The 18,798-nt window shown below is 41.0% G+C and carries 24 protein-coding genes; 1 reads left to right on the top strand and 23 read right to left on the bottom strand.

The genetic code is table 11. The annotated features are described in order from the left end of the window. Window positions 1-194: 194 nt before the first annotated feature. Window positions 195-713 (top strand): fasciclin domain-containing protein, encoded by a 519-nt coding sequence (locus O3Q51_11745; GenBank protein ID MCZ4409486.1) that lies wholly within the window; start codon window positions 195-197, stop codon window positions 711-713. 131 nt (window positions 714-844) lie between these two features. Here O3Q51_11745 and O3Q51_11740 read toward each other — a convergent pair whose 3' ends face one another. The 23 genes from O3Q51_11740 to O3Q51_11630 all read right to left on the bottom strand — a co-directional run bounded on the left by O3Q51_11740 (window position 845) and on the right by O3Q51_11630 (window position 18,568). Continuing rightward, entirely contained in the window at window positions 845-1,258 is a 414-nt protein-coding gene (locus O3Q51_11740) for a hypothetical protein (GenBank protein ID MCZ4409485.1), read from the bottom strand. A gap of 82 nt (window positions 1,259-1,340) precedes the next feature. Continuing rightward, a complete protein-coding gene (locus O3Q51_11735; protein MCZ4409484.1) occupies window positions 1,341-2,105 on the bottom strand; it encodes a prolyl oligopeptidase family serine peptidase in 765 nt (254 codons plus the stop codon). Window positions 2,106-2,109: 4 nt separating this feature from the next. Next, window positions 2,110-2,664, bottom strand: a complete 555-nt coding sequence (locus tag O3Q51_11730) for a thioredoxin family protein (protein ID MCZ4409483.1) — start codon at window positions 2,662-2,664, stop codon at window positions 2,110-2,112. A 60-nt stretch (window positions 2,665-2,724) separates the two neighbouring features. Then, on the bottom strand, window positions 2,725-4,371 hold the full coding sequence (locus O3Q51_11725) for a hypothetical protein (protein ID MCZ4409482.1): 1,647 nt from the start codon (window positions 4,369-4,371) through the stop codon (window positions 2,725-2,727). 73 nt (window positions 4,372-4,444) lie between these two features. Continuing rightward, entirely contained in the window at window positions 4,445-4,855 is a 411-nt protein-coding gene (locus O3Q51_11720) for a hypothetical protein (GenBank protein ID MCZ4409481.1), read from the bottom strand. Between the two features lie 104 nt (window positions 4,856-4,959). Further along, window positions 4,960-5,676 carry a glycosyltransferase family 2 protein gene (locus O3Q51_11715; GenBank protein MCZ4409480.1) on the bottom strand — a complete coding sequence of 239 codons (717 nt, stop codon included), beginning with the start codon at window positions 5,674-5,676 and terminating at the stop codon, window positions 4,960-4,962. A 357-nt stretch (window positions 5,677-6,033) separates the two neighbouring features. After that, the gene (locus O3Q51_11710) at window positions 6,034-7,587 is read right to left on the bottom strand and encodes a glycoside hydrolase family 30 protein (GenBank protein MCZ4409479.1); all 1,554 of its coding nucleotides are present in this window, start codon (window positions 7,585-7,587) and stop codon (window positions 6,034-6,036) included. A gap of 134 nt (window positions 7,588-7,721) precedes the next feature. After that, window positions 7,722-8,912, bottom strand: coding sequence for an MFS transporter (locus O3Q51_11705; protein ID MCZ4409478.1), 1,191 nt, complete (start codon window positions 8,910-8,912; stop codon window positions 7,722-7,724). 86 nt (window positions 8,913-8,998) lie between these two features. After that, a complete protein-coding gene (locus tag O3Q51_11700; GenBank protein ID MCZ4409477.1) occupies window positions 8,999-9,418 on the bottom strand; it encodes a hypothetical protein in 420 nt (139 codons plus the stop codon). An 87-nt stretch (window positions 9,419-9,505) separates the two neighbouring features. After that, window positions 9,506-10,399, bottom strand: a complete 894-nt coding sequence (locus O3Q51_11695) for a tetratricopeptide repeat protein (protein ID MCZ4409476.1) — start codon at window positions 10,397-10,399, stop codon at window positions 9,506-9,508. A gap of 73 nt (window positions 10,400-10,472) precedes the next feature. After that, window positions 10,473-10,856, bottom strand: a complete 384-nt coding sequence (locus O3Q51_11690; GenBank protein MCZ4409475.1) for a hypothetical protein — start codon at window positions 10,854-10,856, stop codon at window positions 10,473-10,475. Window positions 10,857-10,926: 70 nt separating this feature from the next. Then, the gene (locus tag O3Q51_11685; protein MCZ4409474.1) at window positions 10,927-11,499 is read right to left on the bottom strand and encodes a hypothetical protein; all 573 of its coding nucleotides are present in this window, start codon (window positions 11,497-11,499) and stop codon (window positions 10,927-10,929) included. A gap of 71 nt (window positions 11,500-11,570) precedes the next feature. Beyond that, complete coding sequence (locus tag O3Q51_11680) at window positions 11,571-12,047, bottom strand: hypothetical protein (protein MCZ4409473.1); 477 nt, start codon at window positions 12,045-12,047, stop codon at window positions 11,571-11,573. 208 nt (window positions 12,048-12,255) lie between these two features. Further along, a complete protein-coding gene (locus O3Q51_11675; GenBank protein ID MCZ4409472.1) occupies window positions 12,256-12,927 on the bottom strand; it encodes a hypothetical protein in 672 nt (223 codons plus the stop codon). Between the two features lie 86 nt (window positions 12,928-13,013). Beyond that, window positions 13,014-13,631, bottom strand: coding sequence for a DUF4386 domain-containing protein (locus tag O3Q51_11670; protein ID MCZ4409471.1), 618 nt, complete (start codon window positions 13,629-13,631; stop codon window positions 13,014-13,016). A 152-nt stretch (window positions 13,632-13,783) separates the two neighbouring features. Next, window positions 13,784-14,650 carry an alpha/beta hydrolase gene (locus O3Q51_11665; protein MCZ4409470.1) on the bottom strand — a complete coding sequence of 289 codons (867 nt, stop codon included), beginning with the start codon at window positions 14,648-14,650 and terminating at the stop codon, window positions 13,784-13,786. A 27-nt stretch (window positions 14,651-14,677) separates the two neighbouring features. Then, window positions 14,678-15,616 carry an NAD(P)-dependent alcohol dehydrogenase gene (locus tag O3Q51_11660; GenBank protein ID MCZ4409469.1) on the bottom strand — a complete coding sequence of 313 codons (939 nt, stop codon included), beginning with the start codon at window positions 15,614-15,616 and terminating at the stop codon, window positions 14,678-14,680. A 52-nt stretch (window positions 15,617-15,668) separates the two neighbouring features. After that, a complete protein-coding gene (locus O3Q51_11655) occupies window positions 15,669-16,316 on the bottom strand; it encodes a hypothetical protein (protein MCZ4409468.1) in 648 nt (215 codons plus the stop codon). 122 nt (window positions 16,317-16,438) lie between these two features. Next, window positions 16,439-16,567: a hypothetical protein gene (locus O3Q51_11650; GenBank protein MCZ4409467.1), complete on the bottom strand. Its 129-nt coding sequence runs from the start codon at window positions 16,565-16,567 to the stop codon at window positions 16,439-16,441. Between the two features lie 39 nt (window positions 16,568-16,606). Then, the gene (locus O3Q51_11645) at window positions 16,607-16,963 is read right to left on the bottom strand and encodes a hypothetical protein (protein ID MCZ4409466.1); all 357 of its coding nucleotides are present in this window, start codon (window positions 16,961-16,963) and stop codon (window positions 16,607-16,609) included. 109 nt (window positions 16,964-17,072) lie between these two features. Beyond that, entirely contained in the window at window positions 17,073-17,525 is a 453-nt protein-coding gene (locus O3Q51_11640) for a hypothetical protein (GenBank protein MCZ4409465.1), read from the bottom strand. A gap of 73 nt (window positions 17,526-17,598) precedes the next feature. Then, window positions 17,599-18,078: an RDD family protein gene (locus O3Q51_11635; GenBank protein MCZ4409464.1), complete on the bottom strand. Its 480-nt coding sequence runs from the start codon at window positions 18,076-18,078 to the stop codon at window positions 17,599-17,601. 94 nt (window positions 18,079-18,172) lie between these two features. Next, on the bottom strand, window positions 18,173-18,568 hold the full coding sequence (locus O3Q51_11630; GenBank protein ID MCZ4409463.1) for a hypothetical protein: 396 nt from the start codon (window positions 18,566-18,568) through the stop codon (window positions 18,173-18,175). Window positions 18,569-18,798: the final 230 nt, after the last annotated feature.

Raw genomic sequence — 18,798 nt, 5'->3', positions numbered from 1 at the left:
GAATACCCTTGCTCGTGTAGCCAAAACATTGCTAAATGTAAGAATTTAGTAATGATTCGAGTCTCTGTATTTGAGATCTATCATAAAAATTCGTATGGGTGTTCTCACAGTACACGGCTCTAGAGAAAAGACCAATTATCTGAACATCCTTTTTATCTTGGTGTTCTAATTCAAATCAATACAAAAAAACAATCATGAAAAAAGTATTCTTACTCAGTGCCTTAATGCTCATCATGGGATTGGTATCCGCTCAAGACAATAATCTGGTGGAAATAGCCAAAAATTCAGGAAACCACACCATATTGGTAAGGGCGATAGTGGCTGCTGACCTGGCCACAACTCTAGAAGACAAAGGACCATTCACCGTATTCGCTCCTACAAATGATGCTTTCTCCAAACTACCTAAGGGTGTTTTGAGCAAGTTGCTCGAAGAAGAAAACAAGAACAAATTACGTGCACTTTTGAAGTACCATGTAATAGCGGGGAAAATCGATGCAGCCGCAGTCATGGCAGCGATTAAAGAAGGAAAAGACAAAGCAGTTTTGACAACTGTACAAGGAGAAACTTTGACTATAATGCTGGAAGACGGGAAGGTTGTGATTGTGGACGCTACGGGAAACAAAGCTACCGTTACGGCTACGGATCTCAATGGAAGCAACGGGGTGATCCATGTAATCGACACCGTATTGATGCCCAAAGAGAAAAAGAAGTAAACAGAACTTTCATGCTAATAAAAAACCCTGCCGAAAGCAGGGTTTTTTATGCAATTTAAAATTAGCAGAATACAGTCTCTGTGCTTTTCAACCATCCTTTCAGGCAACAGGAATGCTTGCTCAACTTATGTCTAGTTCTTGTACTTGATTAACGTGGCCTCGATTTTCACGTCTTTTTTTACCTCTGTACTCGAAGTGGAAACACCTACAGACCCTCCTTTTTTGCCTGATTTTCCACCCCCAACTCCCGCAGACCTGAAGCCGCCTGTGACAAGGTCAAAATTCTCAATCAAAACAGCATCAGCTCCTTTTTGGGCAGCTTCATTCATCAATTTTCTTTGAACTTTTTCCATGTTCATAGTAGAAGGCATCTCAGCTTGAAGTTTTCCCATGATCTCGTATTCCCTATTCACATCTTGTTCGCGGAAAAACATTTCAGGGTTAAGGGTAGGAGGATATGATTTACCAAGATAGCTATATGGATTGTTGCAAGAGGTTAAGCCAAGTATGATTAGCAGTCCGAAAAGTAGAATAGGGCGTTTCATTTAGTCAGGTTTTGTGTTTTCAAATATAAGTAAGGAATGCTTTCATCAGACGCTCAATTATGAAGGGTGCCAATCATAATATCTATTTGTGTTGACTGAACAACCATTCCATCATCATAGCATCGCTGTAAGCAGCTACCCACGCAAAATGGCCTGTTTCCGGGTATTGAGTATAACCAGGGTGAGCACCTGCTTTGGTAAGTGCATCAACCATTTTTTGCGAAAGTACAGGGTTGACAACACCATCGCGTGCCCCATGAAAAATCCAAATGGGAATATGGGCTATATCCGCGGCCTTTGAAAGGTCGCCATCGCCACAGACCGGAACAGCAGCGGCGAATACCTCAGGATAGCGCATCATGGCGTCATAAGTACCATATCCTCCCATTGAAAGCCCTGTAATGTAAATCCGATTGGAATCTACAGGCAATTTTTCCAGAGTTTCTGAAATTAATCCTCTCAGGAGTTTCATCGGCAGGCTTGGCTCAGGTTTCATGGTTGAGTCTTCTTCATTAGAATTGTCCCAACTCATTCCTGACGGACACTGAGGTGCAATAACGATGGGGCGATGGCTTTTCATGATGTCATCGTTCGCGAAATTTGAAACACCCCATTTCAATTGGACCTCGTTGTCGCTGCCGCGCTCTCCTGACCCGTGTAAAAAGATGACCAGCGGATATTGAGAGATTCCATCGTAATCCGAAATTAAACGGCGGTACTTCAAGGTATCACCATCCTCACTGATGTACGCTTCATAGCTGAACAGGGATGTTTGAGAAAACGCTTCAGCGCTTAAGCACAGAAACAGAAGTGCAGCAATGAGGTGAGGTAATTTTGATATTTTCATCCTTTTAGTTTTTCCATTTTATTCCGCAGCCCATGCTCGGGTATTGATCAGTAGGAGGTGCCTGTCCGGCAATGAGTGCATCAAGAGCATTTGCAATATCTTTTCCCGTGGCTTGTCCCATATTTGGACGAGTATCATCAAATCGGCCTCGATAGGCACATTTCAGACTTCCGTCGAAGATGAAAAAGTCGGGTGTACACTCCGCGCGGAAAGCTTTTGCTACTTCCTGCGACTCGTCATACAGGTAGGGGAAGGGGTAGCCTTCGCGTTTGGCTACTTCGGTCATTAAGTGCGGAGCGTCCTGCGGGTGTGTCAAGACATTGTTGCTACTAATGGCCACAAAGCGAACACCCTCAGTTTGATAGCGCTTGGCTAACTCCACTAAAGAGGTATTGATATGATGCACATAGGGGCAGTGGTTGCAAATAAACGTCACGACAGTAGCCACCTCGGATTTAAGACTATCCAGCGAAAGCTCTTTTCCTGAAACGGTATCGGGAAGAGTAAATTCGGGAGCTACTGTGCCGAGCTCCATCATATTTGATTCGGTAAGTGCCATGGATACGCGAAAGGTTTTTTAGTATGACTTTTTGCTTCTGATCCTTTTACGGAACAGGGCTCAAAGGCAGTAGGTGTGAGCATTGCTCAAAGCTAAAATAAATTTATCAGGCACCTTGTCGGCTCTTGAGGTAGAAGAGTTGGACGAAACTCTTTTATATACCTTGATGTTCTTTCTGCCACTTGTAAAGGTTAATCGATAGTACTGATCCAAAATATCCTTTATCCCTGTTTCGCTCTTTTTTCTATTCTCGGAAACATCGGTGCCGGACATTATAAAGATGTAGTCAATCTGTGATTGAGTATTGGCTTTGTTGGTTGGGAAATCTAAAGGAGATCGGTCTGTATCACCCAAATGAAGATGCGGTAAGCTGCTGTAGTTCCATATCAATGGAAAATAGTCTGTTTTAGCTTCATAATTCTCTAGTATAACCAAAGGTTTATTTACACCTAAGTAATTCGAAGAGTGGCTCAAGAGCCAATGACCACTGTCATCGATCGGAAGCACTGTTGAATATGGTTCAATGTGTTGTGAAGCCTCAATAATCTCTGCGGTTATAGCGTTGGCACTTTTTGTCGATTCTATATAAATCTTTAAAAGAGCGATATTGACATAATTGATCAGTACAAATGATATAACTCTAACCCAAACATTAACTTTTTGGGTACTGATAAATAGGATCAGAAATAGGAAAAAGAAGACGAGCAATCTGGACTTAATAAATGTCGGTCCATTCGGAACAAGAAAGAAGACAATCAACAGCCCGAGGCTGATTCCACCCCACACCATACTGTTTTGTCTTAGTGAAGCTTTGAAATGCTTCAATCGGACAAAAAACAGATTACCAAGGATGACAACCAATAGAATGAAAATCCATTTGGTGAAAACCCCCTCTTTCCCATATTCAATTGCTCGAGCCGGCTCTACGCTCTGAATCATTGACCAGGATTCTAAAAGGTTTGCCACGTTTCCTGAATTCTCAGGGGATATGGTGGTATTGATAAGATAAAAGATGGTGAGAATACAGCCTGGTGCAATTAGGAGAAACCTACTTTTCAGTGATTTTAGAAAGTCAAGTCTTGGTGATTTTAAAAAATCAATCAGCGAGATGAAACCAATCACCCCGACGAAAATGGCGAAGACAAAGACATGAGAGAAATAGATGAGCAATGTTAGCAGTATCAGAAAGGCCAATTGCTTACTCTCTATTTGGCTTGATTTGGAATACTTAATCCAAAAGCCAACGGTGAAAAACAGAAGGACCATTCCCAAGTGGAAATTGTAGAATCCATAATAAAAGAGAAAAGAATAGCTGAAAGGAAAGACGAAGTATAGAGCAAAAGAACCCGTCAGGCCGTCTATAGAGAGTCCCTTCCACAAGAATCTGAATGATATGGGGAATAGAATAATGTAAATGGCTAGAAGAACTTTCTCAGCCATTAATGCGGGAAGAAAGAACAGTAGTGAGCTCAAAATAAGATGACCTAGCCAGTTAGGAACAAGGCTTCTGTTGAATTCGAAAAATGTGGGTAGATAATCGGTGTTGTCTATTAGAAGTTCGTGAATCAGCCGGGCATTGTAAAGGTGTGCAGGGCCATCAACCGTCGGAAAGGTTTTATACAGCAATACGGGAAGGAGAGTAGCAAGGGTAATCGCGTAAAAGAAGTACACCTCATATTTTGACAATGCGCGTAAGTACTTTTTCATCGTAGTGTTTCTAAGTCCAAAATAGTAGCAGCATTAACCCGATTTTTTATTTCAAATTTGAGGTATTGGGTTTCTACATGTCCTTCCATTTCTCTTCCTTCTTTCGCTTTTGACCATGATAAATTGCCGCGCCTCCCAGTATGGCCAATATGAAGGGATAAAAGAAAATGCGCTCAACGTAGACGACGCCCAATACTAACCAAAGAATAGCAGCCACAATGGCAATGATTCCCGCTACGGTGCCATTGCGAATTCCAATTGCCGATAGGCCGAGCGACTCATTTTCTATTTCACTCTCTTCACTTAGTCTTCTTTTCTCATCGCGTTCCCGCTTAGCTACTTCGTCTTCAGCATAGTCAGGGCAGGTGTCTTTAAATTTCGCATAATCATCCGTTAGTGAGCAGATGATTCCTCGCTGAGGCGAAAAGAGTCGATTGGAACATACTGCACAATATTCCAAGTGGTGTTTTCTGTCTTTATTCATATCGTCAATCCGTTTTCATGGTTTGGGTGTAGTACCAGGTGAAAAATCGACCTCATTGCGCTTCAACCGCATCCGTGCATCTGAGTTCATACTTCATAGGAGAATCAACCTTTTAAGTTATATTTCAGAATACAGTAAATAGCCCTTAATCCATCTTTCCAACCGATCTTCTTTCCTTCTTCATATGTTCTGCCATAGTAAGAAATTCCAACTTCATAGATCCTGATTTTAGGGATGCGCGATATTTTGGCGGTAACCTCCGGTTCAAACCCAAATCTCTTTTCTTTCAGATTGATTCCTTGAATGATGTCAGTCCTGAACAACTTATAGCAGGTTTCCACATCGCTTAGGTTCAGGTTAGAAAGCATATTCGATAGAAAGGTTAAGAACTTGTTTCCAAGGGTGTGCCAGAAGAAAAGAATTCTATGAGGATTGTTGCCCATAAACCTTGACCCGTAGACTACATCTGCGAATCCCAGTATGATGGGCTTTAGCAGATCATTGTATTCACTTGGGTCATATTCCAAATCAGCGTCTTGAATTACCAGATATTCCCCCGATGCATTTTTAATACCGGTATGAAGGGCTGCACCCTTTCCTTGATTGACAGAATGTTCAAAATACCGAATGTTTAGACCGGCATTCTTCGAAATATAGTTTTGGATAGCTCCTTTTGTGTCATCGCTAGAGCAATCATTGATAATCAGAATCTCCTTTTCTATCTCATTCACTAATTGGACATCTTTTATTTTCTCCAATATGAAATGAATGGTTGCTTCTTCATTGTAAACGGGGATAACTATCGAAAGCTTTGTAATCATAGATTTCACTTTGTTGACTTATGACAAGCGTGTACAGATCAGTGCGTTGGACATTTTATATATTCATCCTTCGACTTACGTAAATGTAAATTAAACGGGTAAATATAGCTCAATGGATTTACGGTATGGCTTACCATAAAATGAACAATCCATTTACCATTAAATGTATATTCCGATAACATGTTAGCAAACTCTCATATCATCACTCTTTTGATCCTTACATGACCAAAAACTAAGAATTGAGAATGAATTTAGAATGTAACGGGGTATGTCTAATCAAAAACCTATGTCTCCTTCTTCTGAAAAAAACCGTGAGAAAAATAAGAGTATATTCAGTTAGAGAAGATTTCGCTGGTATCAACCCTTTCGAAAAACAATCGTTTGAAGCGCCCTGGGTGTCAAGTGTATTTGGTGGGTTTCAGATTCTAAAGTGAGCTGCAGCTCAAGGGGTCCTGCCGTTTTGTTGAAGACGATCAAGGCAATAGATCCATCGGGATTAATGGCAGCGGTGTGAATGACGCCTTCCACAGGCTCACCTTCTAGTCCGATTCTTTGTGCTCCCGGTCGGATAAACTTGCTGAAGTGACTCAATAGGTAATACAGCGGCGTGTAAATCACCTCGTGAGTAATCGGGTTAATGAGTACCGGTGCACTATTGAAGTTGTCGTAAGGATTCGGTTGACCTTCATTGCTTAGAATCATACACCATTCAATATACCCTTGGACGCCGTGATTCAGATCTGCAATGATATCATAAGCATAAGTGTCAAATGGAACAAATGTTCCGGCGTAATCCGTGCTTTCTCTCCAATATTGACCGATCGGGTCTTGAGCATCAATATCAATACTGGACTCTGTATGAATCATCCCTTTTTCAGGCCATGTTGTTCTCAAAGTATCGAGTGCGGCTGTATGCCAATCGTTTTCTTCGAGTTCGGAAGAGGCATACCAGTGAAAGCCCGTTCCCCATGCATATTTAGCTGCTTCAGCATCAGAATAGGTAGGCTCAACATACTTGTTCATCGCAGACTTATTGTGATCATAAATAAGCACTCGCAGTCCCGTATTTAAATCGTCGGGATTCAAATGGCCGTCCTTGACCAGTTGAGGACCTAAATGATCCCTTAGAAAATCTCGCCCTTGCTCAGGTGTTAATCCATTGCTGTCCCATCGCGCATCATGCGCGTGCAGAGGTTCGTTCTGCGGGGTTATTCCCCAAAGGTTTATTCCTTTTGCCGCGTAAGCACTTACAAATCTTGACAGGTATTGAGCCCATAGTCCATAGTATTGAGGCTGAAGGGTGCCATTGGTCATTTCTGATGTTTCTCCCGTTTTCATCCATGAAGGAGGACTCCAGGGAGAGGCGATGATGCCGAAGTCAGCGCCTTTAACTCGCTGCGCTTCTTGTATCATCGGGATAATGTCATAATCGGGTGTGGCCAATTCAATACCTCTCACCTGATCATTTTCTTGGCCTGTAAAGCCTTTCATATCTTCGGCTATGCTAAACGTGGAAAGGCTTACGTCGCCTGAATCAATGTACGTGTAATGGTTATTTGAATAATCGCTGCTGTTGATGTGGGTTCGCGTAAGCGAAAACCCTGCGCCTTCCGAAGGGCTGAATAGACGCGTCAATACTTCTTTGCGAAGTGTTTCGGGAATGGTCGCCAAATTCCATGCGGAGGATTCGGTAAAGGAAGCACCGAAACCAATGTACTCCTGAAATTTTTGGTCGGGCTTAATCTCCAACATCACCTCTCGGTTGGAGACTTTTTTCGATGGTTTTGTTGAAACCAATTTGAGATTGTCACCCGAAACTGATGTTCGGTAAATCTCAACCACGTGTTCTTGTTTACTCGCAGAGCAGCCTCCTAGAGCAAATGCCAGAAATAGAATTTGTAGCTGCTTCATACTTCGTTTTGATCCTGTTCCCATTTATTATCAGGTGTTGTTTCTATCAATTGTCTTCTATTCGCAATAACTTGAATAAGGCATAGATCGTTTAATGGTCTGCAAAAGCCTATGCATAATAGAGCAGCGATAAGTTATGATACACGAGCACCAATAGCACTTCTCTTTCCCATCAAGGACAGCAATCCCAATATCGGGCCCAAAGCCAATAGGGTGTAAATATATGTTGGATTAATGGTAGCCTTCATCACACTTAGAAGCTGAATGCTCATGATAGTTAGCGAGAATCCGATGCAATTGACAATGGTGAGTGCGGTGGCTTTGATTTCTGCCGTGGCATTTTGAGCTACAAGAGTCGAGAAAAGAGGGGAGTCGGCGATTACGACCATTCCCCAAAACAGAAGGAAACCGATAAAGAGGCTTTCAAAATCAGTTGAAAAGACGAAGGGAGAAACGAGGCAGCAGACACCTGACATGAATAGGGCAGCAACTGCTATTCGTTTGGTGCCAAACGACCGGGCAAGATATCCACCGAGCACGCAGGCTACACCACCGGCACCAATGATCACGAATGACCACAAGGGAATATTGAATCCTGACGTGGGGTGCTCAATGCTGTAGGTCTTTAGAATGATCGGTACGAAGGCCCAAAAAGCATACAGCTCCCACATATGACCGAAATACCCAAAGGCGGCAGCGCGAAATTCACGGTTTCGGAAGACACTGAAAGAAGCAGAGAAATCCAACTTTTTTCCTTGTCGTCGGTAGGGGCCATCGGGAACTAGCACCAGCATGGCACTACCGCCGAGTAAGGCCAGTAGTGAAGTTAATACCATCACGGATTGCCACGGAAATGTATGGGTTAAATCTTTTGCCAAGTGAGGAAACGCCGTACCCACCACCAAGGCACCAACCAAGAAACCAAGAGACTTGCCCAATCCTTTGTCGTAATAGTCGGCCGCTATTTTCATTCCTACGGGGTATATACCGGCAAGAAAGAATCCCGTCATAAAACGAAGCGCAAGAATACTTGCCAAACCATTTCCTTCCCGAATCATCCCCACATTGAAAAGGGCGCCGAGAACCGCACAAACGAAAAATACTTTTGACGGCGAAAAACGATCGGCAATACTAAATAGGGCAAAGATCAGCGTACCCAGAATAAACCCGAATTGCACGGCCGATGTTAAGTGTCCCAAGGCACTGCCATCAAGGTGAAAGTTGAGGATAAGATCGCTCATCACTCCATTGCCTGCAAACCAAAGTGAGGTACAGCAGAATTGTGAGATGACGATGATCGGGAGTATGATCTTAGTCGGTTTCAATCACGGTATTATTCATTGTGCAGCAGATCGTGAATATGTACAATTCCGCGATGGACATCGCACATAGGCATTGATATAAACGGTGCTCAATCAATTAATCTGTCATAAGTGGTATATACAAAATCGGTTTTTAAAGAGTCTTGAATGATCTGAAATTCTAAGTCAGTAAATTCCGCGCCTCGGCGCCCAACTCCTTTTCTTTCCCTGACCTCTTCAAGCTTGCTCCAATCGTTTACCGTCAAATGCAGGATAGCACACAATCCATCCCCTTGAATATTGAAGTACAGGGTTTCTTCTCCATTTTGATCATCATACCTAAGCAGCCAATACGTTAGTTTGGATTGGTCAACTTTATTGAGCTGATTCACCAATTCATCCTTATAAATTTTAGAATCGGGTTCATTCGATTCGAATATCATATTGTCATTATCGCACTCAGGCCTGTCGCAAGAGATGAAGCACATCAATGAGAAGAGGAAGAGGGTATAGGTTGATTTGAGATTCATGTGTTGTGATTTTTAACGATCAGTATTAATTTTCCCAGATGATGGCAGGAAGCTATGCATTCTATTATAATGTTGTTTGAAGTGTTTTTATTTTTCCAACTCTTCAATTTGTTGCTTGGCATGAGCTTTAGTGCTTTCGTCACCGTATTGAATTACTTTGCGGTAATACTCAATAGCGGTGGCGGAGTCGCCTTTCAAACTATAGCCATGAGCAATGTTTGCCAGTACGATTATATCTTCAGGGTCTATCTTTTCTGCCTTTAGCAAAGGTGCTATGCCTTTGTCATACTCGCCAGTCAATAAATAGGTAATAGACAGGTTGGACAAGCTTTCAATGTGATTTGGATAATACATCAAGATCTCCTGTGCGATAGTTCTCATATTGATAAGTAGGTCGTCACTTCCCGTGTTGTACAGGTTCAACTGGTAAGTTTGGATAGAGGAGAGGAGGAAGTCCTTGCCGTTCTCTTTCTTTTCATTGTTGGTCCATGTCCATTGGTTGTCATTTTCATTCGAGTATTGGATGGTTCTTAGAATTTCGTCCGTAAACGAACTCCAATCCCGGGCTTGTCCCAGCGCATAGATTTTGCCAAACCTCATGTCCAATCGATTTGGGTAGAGCTCTATTCCTTTATCAATCTTGTCAAGGCCTTTCTTGAAAGTCTCAGGATCAAAATACAGATCGCTTCCAATATATCCCGCTGTTTTTCCCGTGCTATCTTGTATAGCAAGACTATTGCCTTGCGGAGCCTCCATCATCATGGAAACAATGTCCTGTCTCGATTTCTGAAAATAGTAATTGAAATAGCTTGTATACAACTCAGGATTATTCGGTTCTTCCGACTCCCACTTTTTAAGGACTTCAATCTGCTTAACGGTATCGCCTTCTTGGCAATACTTTTCAAAGTCTGATTTGTATTCCTGTCCGTAAGCTGTGGTAGAGATAAGTAGCACTACCAAAAGGTTAACTAAGTGATTCATGTTCTGTTTTAGATGGTTGCAAACACCACGGTTATGCTTCGTATCCGGCATAGGTGATCTTGGCGCCGTTTCTTTATTTTTTCCATTCGTCAACTCTGATATTCGTAACCACTGTATTAGAATCAATCAAGGTGTCAGCAGGGTTCAGTTCAAATACCAAATACTTCGTATGAATCGGTGCACTGTCTGAACCGTAACCTACCAAAATTTGGTATTTCAATTCGTACATAGTGTGGTCGCACCAATCATCGTGTGTGCCGAGAATCTCGAAAACTTCTTTGAGACTTTTTCCTTTAAATTCTTCTGACTCAAGCAAGTCTTCAACCATTAAATTTCTATAAGGATAAAACCTATCAGCGTGTTCAACCCATTTGTTTTTTTCAAATGGAATGTCTCTATCACAAGATAAAAGCACAAGCCCCATTAGCATGGCAAGTATATGAATTAGTCGATTCATTTTTTTTATGCCACCCAAAGGCAAGCGAATGGGGGCGTATCCCTCAGCGTATGTACTACACAGAATGCTGTCATACGTCTTTCTTTTTTGGTTCTTTTAAATACTTGGAGTAAGTTCTGATATAGCGAGTATTAAAATTCACAATCGTAATATTCTCATAGTATACCCTCGTTGTTTCAGAGTCTAATTGACCTAAACCGTCAAAATATTGGATTGAAACAGATTTCTTATTCACCCTTACTATTCGTCCAATCACGAAGTCAGTTTCTTCGGCTTCTTCATCTTCTATGGAAACTATGTGTCCAATAGCCTTCAGAGACTTGAAAACGGAAGGCCAATCAGTTAAATCAATCGAAGAGTCACATCCATAATCACGCTCAAATATCCCTTCTTTTTTAAGTACTTCCTTATGAAATCTATCCGTTTTGTTACATCTCAATTTGGACACAGTAAAGGCTGGAATGATTGCATACCCATCTAATTGAAAATCATAATCAACTTGAACAAATAGCAATTGCGATGAAGCACCCAATAAAAAACCATATATACCTAAATCCTCTCCTTCAAACTCGCGCTCAACTTTCACAACGTCCTTCTGAACGATGTGCTTTTCCGCTTTATTTATAAACTCTATTTCTCCCATTCTCTATTGTTTGCCAAGCCTAATCTAAGAACCACTACCCGAAGAGCATGTTTCCAAAGGTATCGTCGTGTCTAGTTTTTTTTCCATTCTATATCCAATACATCGCGCAGTCTGTTCAGGCTTGACTTAGATAGAAATCTAAACGCAAGTCCTATGAAAACAAATCTGATGAATAATATCTGTAGAACCACGCCGACCATGAATAATGGAGAAAAATCTTCTGTTCCATTTGCCAACGTTATGGTGAGTCCAATTACAGGAAATAGCAAGATAATGCTCAAAAGAACTTTAAACACCTTGTGAATTTCAACTTTTACCTTTCCGGTGTCAGAAGAAATTTCACCGGTCAATACGCAGAAGGCGCCACGTCCGATATCGGAGGAGATGATTTGAAATCTTGTCCCAACAATTTTCCCGCGAAATGACTTGTCGGTGTATTGAGACGTCAGATTTGCAGAGTAGTCTGTTCTTCGCTTTAGTCTATCCAATGTTTCGTCCTGACCGTCGTTCAGTTTAAAATTCAATTCTGTTTCCGGAAATATCTTCATTCTATAATCAGGCGCAAAAATGCCACTTCCTTATATGCGGCTGTAGCCATTTCCAAAAATAGGAAAAACCGCTTTGCGCAATCGCAGTGTTGTATAAGAACGGAAAAGTAGGGTAGGGAATGGAATGAAGAACAGGAGGGAACTGACCCTCAGTCTATGTTTATCCCGGCTGACGGCGGGAAGCTATGCCTTCCGATACAATGTTGAGTTAGTACTTTTTCGTTCTTTCATCAATCATTCCTCCATCCGGGTATCCATAAGGAAAGCGCAATACCTGCAGTCGAATTCCCACTAGACTATCGATAAGGTAAGACTCCCGCTCAGCAAGCTCTTCCGATTCTTTTTCAAACCAAACATTTCCCAGATTTTCTTTGTAATCATCAATTGCCTTTGAAACTTCGATCAAAACGGCTTGGACATTGTCGTACATTATTGGATCACCCTCAACTGAGATATGAATAAGGCCTCTTGTATAGTACAGATTTTCACTGCTTAAATGAGATTCAAATTTATGCTCAATGGATTTATGCTCTTTCCATGGCCCTTGAAATGTGAGGTACTCGAAACACTTTAATCTTACTGAATCCAAGTGGTATCTTGAACCATAAAGTATCACGGAGTCATTCTCAAGAATCCTGATATCCAAGCTTTTGTGAAAAGGGACGTGACTATAATCATCACTATTTGTCATGATGAAGTATTTGTCGAGAGCTTCTCTAAACCCAAGGGAAGAGGGATTGTCCTGAATGATCTTGAGTAAGTCTCGAATACCGGCATTTTCAATGTTCAACTCTTCAGTAGGCTCAGTCTCCATTTCCACAGGTACTGAGCACCCCATTAGAGAAATAACCGCAGCTGTTAACAAGACAAACTTTTTCATTTTTTGAATTAACCCAATGGTTTGCACATAAATCGTAGCGACTGAACGCGAGCTACAGCACCTACACGATATCAGCCTATCGTTTTTTATTCCTTCGTCTTTCCACCTCTTATCAGCAGCCATAGTGCGAATGACATTTCTCCAAAAATACTCGGAATGGCAACCAATAGTAAAAATACAGTGGCAAAGTCAGAATAATTTGAAAGTAAAAAATGAGCTGCAGTATCGGCAACATAAATAACTCCTGCAATGGCCAGAAAAACTTTGATAACCTTTGGAACAGGAGCTATTTTACTCAAAAGAGTCAGGTGTATGCCAAAAAAGAAAAGCCCGATTAACCAGATGTAATTGAACGTGTCAACTTGTGAGAGGATACCCTGCCGGGTGGTTTCTTTGAGTGCAAGTGGCAAGGCAAAAATGGCAACACCCATTATTGCAGCGTGCATCATCCTCAAATAGGTGCTTAAAACAGTCAAAGAATGGCTCTTGTAGAGTTCCTTAAGTGCCCAAGCAACGACAACATCAAATACTACGGTAATGAGGAATGCTATGATCCCTATCCTTACAATCAAATCATTGTTCTCTACAGTTTCAATCGGGGCTTGAATAATGGATTCAAGTGCAAAGAAATTTGCGAAAATTGCTGCAAAAAATATAATCAGATAACTTATTCCGGCGATTCTTGATAAGGTTTGGTTGTTCATATGGTTTATCTTTTAATGGGTAATGACTGTTATTGTATGGTCTACGCGTATTTCATGGGAGTATGACTTACGGTGTCCCTTCACAGCACGGGGCTTTTGTTGATTCATCGTTAGATACAAGGCAAATTGAAAAATGGCATATTTGCGCTGTATCAATCATCGTTTTTTTTCAAAATGGCCTCTTCGATAATTTTATTCTGTGCTTTATTTTGAACGTGCTTGGAGTCTTCAATCAAGTGACTCTCCTTTAACGAGGGGAATATGCTTGACGCACGTTTGATCATCTTTCTCCCCGGAAATAAAACGTCTTCTTTGGCAGCAAAAATGGTAATCGGTGTGGTGATTTTTTTCGCCTTAACGGAATCGATAGTTGGTACGGGTGTAAAATCCATTTCAAACTCCGCGATAACTTTTTGAAGAAACGCCAATGCAAACTCATCTCGCTCGGTGAAAAGGTTGGACAAGAATTTCTCTACATGCCGCGTTTTTTTCGATTTCATAAATCTTCTCATTGGGATAAAGACTTTGAACAAAGCTGCTAACGGATTTCCATTAACGATGTAAGCAGGTGCAGACAAGTACACTTCTTTTATCCTGCTTTCATCATGCTCCAACGTTTTTAGAATGATTAATCCACCAAATGAAAATCCGGCAAGCGTTACATCCGTAATGTTGAGTTGGTCTATGACTTCATTCATCCATTTGCCGTACGAGTCATCGTTCATACTCGGTCTGGTTTCTGCGCTTTTATTGGGCTGCGCAATCACATCAACCGCAAACACTCTGAATGATTTGCTTAGGTTCGGATACGTTTCTAATGCAATGGGCGCACAACCATTGGAACCATGAATGATCACCATGGACGGGTTTGATACATCTCCCGTGGCTATGATGTTTGTTTTTCCAAAGCTCGTTTCAACTTGAATGTACTCAGAGTCAATATTGAGTTTATCCAGTTTTTGGTCGTACAGACTTAAGATTTCGTTCTTACCTTCCTCTGTTTTAAATAGTGATTTCATGATAGTTTGATTGAAGTGATAGATCGGTCAATGAGAAACGGTTATGATGACATTCCCTCGCTTATGACCACGCTCCACATAATTGTGAGCCTCCGCCATTTTTTCCAATGGAAACATCTTATCGATTACAGGTTTAAGCCTGCCACTTTCTACCAATTCCCTGAGTCTGAAAAATGCTCTTTTCGGAGTTTTAGGAATCCCGTTGTCGATAGACAGATATTGGCCACCATCACTAAGTGCTCCTTTGCTCTTTTTCTTTAGCGTAGATGTTTTACTGTTTCCGACTGCGTCTATTACATACTTGTAAGTACCCAATTCGTCTTCTGCATTTGCAGCGGTGTAATCAATTGCCTTATCTGAGCCCAATGAATAAACCAATTCAAAATTTCTTTTGCTGCATACACTGGTGACTTGAGCTCCGGCATTTTTGGCAAGTTGAACAGCTGCCGTTCCAATACTTCCTGACGCTCCATAAATAAGCACTTCATCTCCTTTTCGGATACGGGTCTGATTTATAAGATGAGAGGCCAATAATCCGCCATAAGGAATGGCAGCGGCTTCTTCAAAGCTTACGTTCTCAGGCTTTCGTGCGATGTTCCAATCTTGTGGTAAACAGATGAACTCCGCATAAGATCCAAAGCGATGATTCAGGGATGAAATAGAACCGTACGCAAAAACTTCATCTCCAATATTAAATGAAGTAACCTGTGCACCTTTCTCAACAACCACTCCCGATGTCACCATTCCTAAAATCGGGTTTCTTGGTTTTCCGAAACCAAAGATGAGCTGAAGGATAAATTTGGGCATAAGAGGCTCGTTTAATCTCCGTATAAGGACATCACTTGCCGTAACTGAGGTAGCTTTTATTCCTATCAGCACTTCATTGGCTTTGGGTGATGGTTTTTCAAACTCATCCATCACAAGGTTTTCAGAACCTCCGTAATTTAAGCATCTTATCCCCTTCATGATTCTATTTTTTCCGGTTTCTCTTCTTGAATCCTGACTCATATGCAGGAGTTTAAAATTTAAACCCTAAATAAAGGTTCGGCTCAAACAGAAATACATTTCCGTATTTATCGTCAAACTCTTTAAACCCTTCAGGAGAATTGTTGTCAAACATCCACTGGTTAATATGAACCTGAGGTTCTACAAAAAACCTTTTCTTCTCGCCAATTGAAATATGGTAGCCTAAGTGATACGAATTATAAATTTTGAAACCATTTTTAATTTTATTACCGTCTAAATCCGTGTAGGTTTGAATCTGCGGAAGCACTTCTATGGATGCAAACAACCCTTTCCAAAGCATGCGTTGGTAAGTGATACCTATTCCTGTTTCCCTTAAATACCCATCGTAATATTCAGTCCCGGACTCCATTTTGTCGACTACGCCATCCCACCAGGTGATTCCCATGGGTTGAAATAATCTCCAAGTGGCGAACTTCACTCCAATGATGTTCTTGTTATCCAGGTTGCGTTTTACATGAAGCTCTACCATTTGAGTACTTGTTCGATTGTCCCAACCAAGGATAAGCTCCTCAGGAACAAGATAAGGTATGCTTACCCTCCACTTGTAATCAACTTTAGTTTCTTTAATCAAAGTTGAATCAGTTTGAGCAAAAGCACTTAGCGTGAAAGACAATAATAGAATTGCTAATAAATTTTTCATAATAATCGTGGTTTTAAGATTACGAGAGCAAAGGTGGAGGTAGAAGGCTCTGTAAAGGTTCGTATTCCCACGCGTATGTTCGGAATTACATATCCGAACCGAAAAGTAAGGGTGAAGATGACTTAGCTATTCAAATACTGCTTTGGTGTAAGCCCCGTTTCCTTCTTGAAATAGGTATTGAAAACGGTTTTTTCAAATGCACCGCAACGCTCAGTATAGGATGTCGTAGCTGACGATAGGAAGCTATGCATTCTTATACAATCTTACTAGCCGTATTTATTTTTTTTCATTCAAGGTTCACGGACTATCCAAACTGTTTCTTCTTCTTGTTTGTATCCGCCATTTTCGTACAACACAACATAGTGTTGTAAGTAGATGCATCGATCTACTTCCCAGTCTTTCGCGATGTTTTCAATGGTTTCGAAAAATGGATCAACGCTATCTTTAACATTCAAAAATCTTTGAGAATCCTTTACTTTCAATAACAGACATCCTTCTTTTTCAGATAGACTCCAAGTACCACCAAACTCATTTTTAAGTTGTTCTAATTCTTCTATTTGTCTAGGTTCGCTACACGCGCTTAGCGAGAGAACAGCCCAAGCCAGAAAGATAAGTTTGATGTGGTTTCTCATTAGTGTTTCAGTCATTAATGTTACTTTATCTACGTGTCTCATTTTTATGCCGCACAACGGTCTCAGCTAAGAAAATTGTCCCGTAGAGCATGTTTTTATAGCGATTGTTGGCAGTAGTGTTTTTTTATTCTACGCTATTTAATTCTATTCTATTTTCTCGTGTCAAGCTGTCCAATTTCATATTGAAATCAGACTCATTTTTAAATTTATATTCATCGATTTCGTCTAAATAGGAGTTGAAGAACTTTTTAAACCATGACACTTTATTGTATTCTTCCAAGTCAATAATAAAGTAAGTAGTATCCTGATGCTCTTTAGTCCAATTACAGCAACTGACTGCTGCAATAAATCTATCGTTGTTTCCAATTTTCACCACTTTACTTGGAACTATTACTGTTCCTCCGTTGTCGCCTTCGTCTTCTTTCAAAACTAGAATATGACCGTCATCATTCATACTCTCTAAATAGAAGTCGGAAACGATATGCTCTGTTTTAAAGTCGTCCCAACCGATAGTGAAAATGCAAGAAGTCGAGGTCAGAGAAAGAAGTAGTAGAATATGGAAAACAGGGTTCTTCATTTCTTCATTTACTGCCAACGCCTAAGCTAAGAAACGTATGCCGGAGGCTATGTTTTCTTAGGTTTTGTTGGCATTAGTTTTTCTTTTCTTTTTGTGTTCTACCTTGCTCTGGATCAGTCACATCAAGCACTATCGTCTTTGCCCAAAGGTCACCGAGGCGTTGATTATGTTCAGTGTTCTTAATAGTCAAAATCCCTATTAGGCCAAATGGCCAGAGGTCAATCATATCCAGCAAGTGCCGTTTAAAAGATTGTCCGAACGTCAGGTTTTTATGAAGGCCCATTTTAGGTTTGACTATCAATCGTTGACTCTTATTTCCCAAAGTTGAACCAGTAAATTGTTCGAGTCCAACGGTAAGTAGGAACCAAACTACTAAAATTGAAAATGCAGGCCATCCATTTACCGAATGTCCGCCATCATCATTTGGTTCGCCAAACAGATAAATCATTAAAATGAAATACAGCACTATCAGTCCATAGTCAATTAGACCCGCCACAAACCGCTTTCCTAAATTAGGTTTAGTCAGCAAATTATAGTCGTTATCGAATTTCATTTTTGTTCTCTTCAAAATCAGGTAATTCTCCCTGATTCGTTTATAATGCTTTGTCAGCTATCGTTTGTGCTTCCATTTTTTTCTAATCGACTTATCAGCCGTTGCCTAGCCCTTTCAGCTTATGCCTGTTAAATGAACTAACTCTCATTCTATCGTCTTTTAAAATCAAGCCATAAATGGTCACGGGAACAAGAAGCAAACCTGCCAGTACCAATATTGCATAAATCCACTTAATCTTCCAAAGAGTTTCCCAAAGCAAAAGGAGTATTAGCGGAGTGCCTATGACAAAAACAGTGAAGGCCGTGATTTGAGTAAATCGACTTGGTTGAGCATATAAACTATCAACGTGATACTTGTCAGTCGAGCTACACTTCTTGCAGGTCAAGTCGAGATATTCACCCTTCGTCCGTGCAAGTTCCACACGGTCGGCAATCCATGTTCTTGTTCTAACATCTTCGCCGCAAGTTTTACAGGTTGCTCTAAGGTTCATGCTTTTAATTAATGCCAACAATTCAATAACACACACTAGTGTGAGTTATTCAGCTTATGGGGGTATATATTTTCGTGTCTACACGTTCTTCCCCAAATTTAATGGATTTCTCGGTTGGTGGAAATCGGGGAACCTGTATTGGGGTGGCAAACGCTGAGGAACGGGTACTTGGGGGTGGTTTATTGTCTGCTCCGCTGGGTTTGCAACCCTGCGGTTTTTTTTAAGTTCCG

Source organism: Cryomorphaceae bacterium 1068, from assembly GCA_027214385.1.
Taxonomy (GTDB): Bacteria; Bacteroidota; Bacteroidia; order Flavobacteriales_D; family Cryomorphaceae; genus JAKVAV01.
The sequence above is the reverse complement of the archived record's forward strand: the minus strand, read 5'-3'. Positions and strand labels throughout refer to the sequence as shown.

Bases quoted from the DNA above. Each gene is read 5' to 3' on its own strand.
- O3Q51_11695 (MCZ4409476.1), bottom strand. From the start codon at position 10,399: ATGAATCACTTAGTTAACCTTTTGGTAGTGCTACTTATCTCTACCACA.
- O3Q51_11655 (MCZ4409468.1), bottom strand. From the start codon at position 16,316: ATGAAAAATTTATTAGCAATTCTATTATTGTCTTTCACGCTAAGTGCT.
- O3Q51_11715 (MCZ4409480.1), bottom strand. From the start codon at position 5,676: ATGATTACAAAGCTTTCGATAGTTATCCCCGTTTACAATGAAGAAGCA.
- O3Q51_11730 (MCZ4409483.1), bottom strand. From the start codon at position 2,664: ATGGCACTTACCGAATCAAATATGATGGAGCTCGGCACAGTAGCTCCC.
- O3Q51_11725 (MCZ4409482.1), bottom strand. From the start codon at position 4,371: ATGAAAAAGTACTTACGCGCATTGTCAAAATATGAGGTGTACTTCTTT.
- O3Q51_11685 (MCZ4409474.1), bottom strand. From the start codon at position 11,499: ATGGGAGAAATAGAGTTTATAAATAAAGCGGAAAAGCACATCGTTCAG.
- O3Q51_11665 (MCZ4409470.1), bottom strand. From the start codon at position 14,650: ATGAAATCACTATTTAAAACAGAGGAAGGTAAGAACGAAATCTTAAGT.
- O3Q51_11740 (MCZ4409485.1), bottom strand. From the start codon at position 1,258: ATGAAACGCCCTATTCTACTTTTCGGACTGCTAATCATACTTGGCTTA.
- O3Q51_11735 (MCZ4409484.1), bottom strand. From the start codon at position 2,105: ATGAAAATATCAAAATTACCTCACCTCATTGCTGCACTTCTGTTTCTG.
- O3Q51_11690 (MCZ4409475.1), bottom strand. From the start codon at position 10,856: ATGAATCGACTAATTCATATACTTGCCATGCTAATGGGGCTTGTGCTT.
- O3Q51_11745 (MCZ4409486.1), top strand. From the start codon at position 195: ATGAAAAAAGTATTCTTACTCAGTGCCTTAATGCTCATCATGGGATTG.
- O3Q51_11670 (MCZ4409471.1), bottom strand. From the start codon at position 13,631: ATGAACAACCAAACCTTATCAAGAATCGCCGGAATAAGTTATCTGATT.
- O3Q51_11630 (MCZ4409463.1), bottom strand. From the start codon at position 18,568: ATGAACCTTAGAGCAACCTGTAAAACTTGCGGCGAAGATGTTAGAACA.
- O3Q51_11700 (MCZ4409477.1), bottom strand. From the start codon at position 9,418: ATGAATCTCAAATCAACCTATACCCTCTTCCTCTTCTCATTGATGTGC.
- O3Q51_11645 (MCZ4409466.1), bottom strand. From the start codon at position 16,963: ATGACTGAAACACTAATGAGAAACCACATCAAACTTATCTTTCTGGCT.
- O3Q51_11650 (MCZ4409467.1), bottom strand. From the start codon at position 16,567: ATGCATAGCTTCCTATCGTCAGCTACGACATCCTATACTGAGCGTTGC.
- O3Q51_11635 (MCZ4409464.1), bottom strand. From the start codon at position 18,078: ATGAAATTCGATAACGACTATAATTTGCTGACTAAACCTAATTTAGGA.
- O3Q51_11680 (MCZ4409473.1), bottom strand. From the start codon at position 12,047: ATGAAGATATTTCCGGAAACAGAATTGAATTTTAAACTGAACGACGGT.
- O3Q51_11675 (MCZ4409472.1), bottom strand. From the start codon at position 12,927: ATGAAAAAGTTTGTCTTGTTAACAGCTGCGGTTATTTCTCTAATGGGG.
- O3Q51_11640 (MCZ4409465.1), bottom strand. From the start codon at position 17,525: ATGAAGAACCCTGTTTTCCATATTCTACTACTTCTTTCTCTGACCTCG.
- O3Q51_11660 (MCZ4409469.1), bottom strand. From the start codon at position 15,616: ATGAAGGGGATAAGATGCTTAAATTACGGAGGTTCTGAAAACCTTGTG.
- O3Q51_11710 (MCZ4409479.1), bottom strand. From the start codon at position 7,587: ATGAAGCAGCTACAAATTCTATTTCTGGCATTTGCTCTAGGAGGCTGC.
- O3Q51_11720 (MCZ4409481.1), bottom strand. From the start codon at position 4,855: ATGAATAAAGACAGAAAACACCACTTGGAATATTGTGCAGTATGTTCC.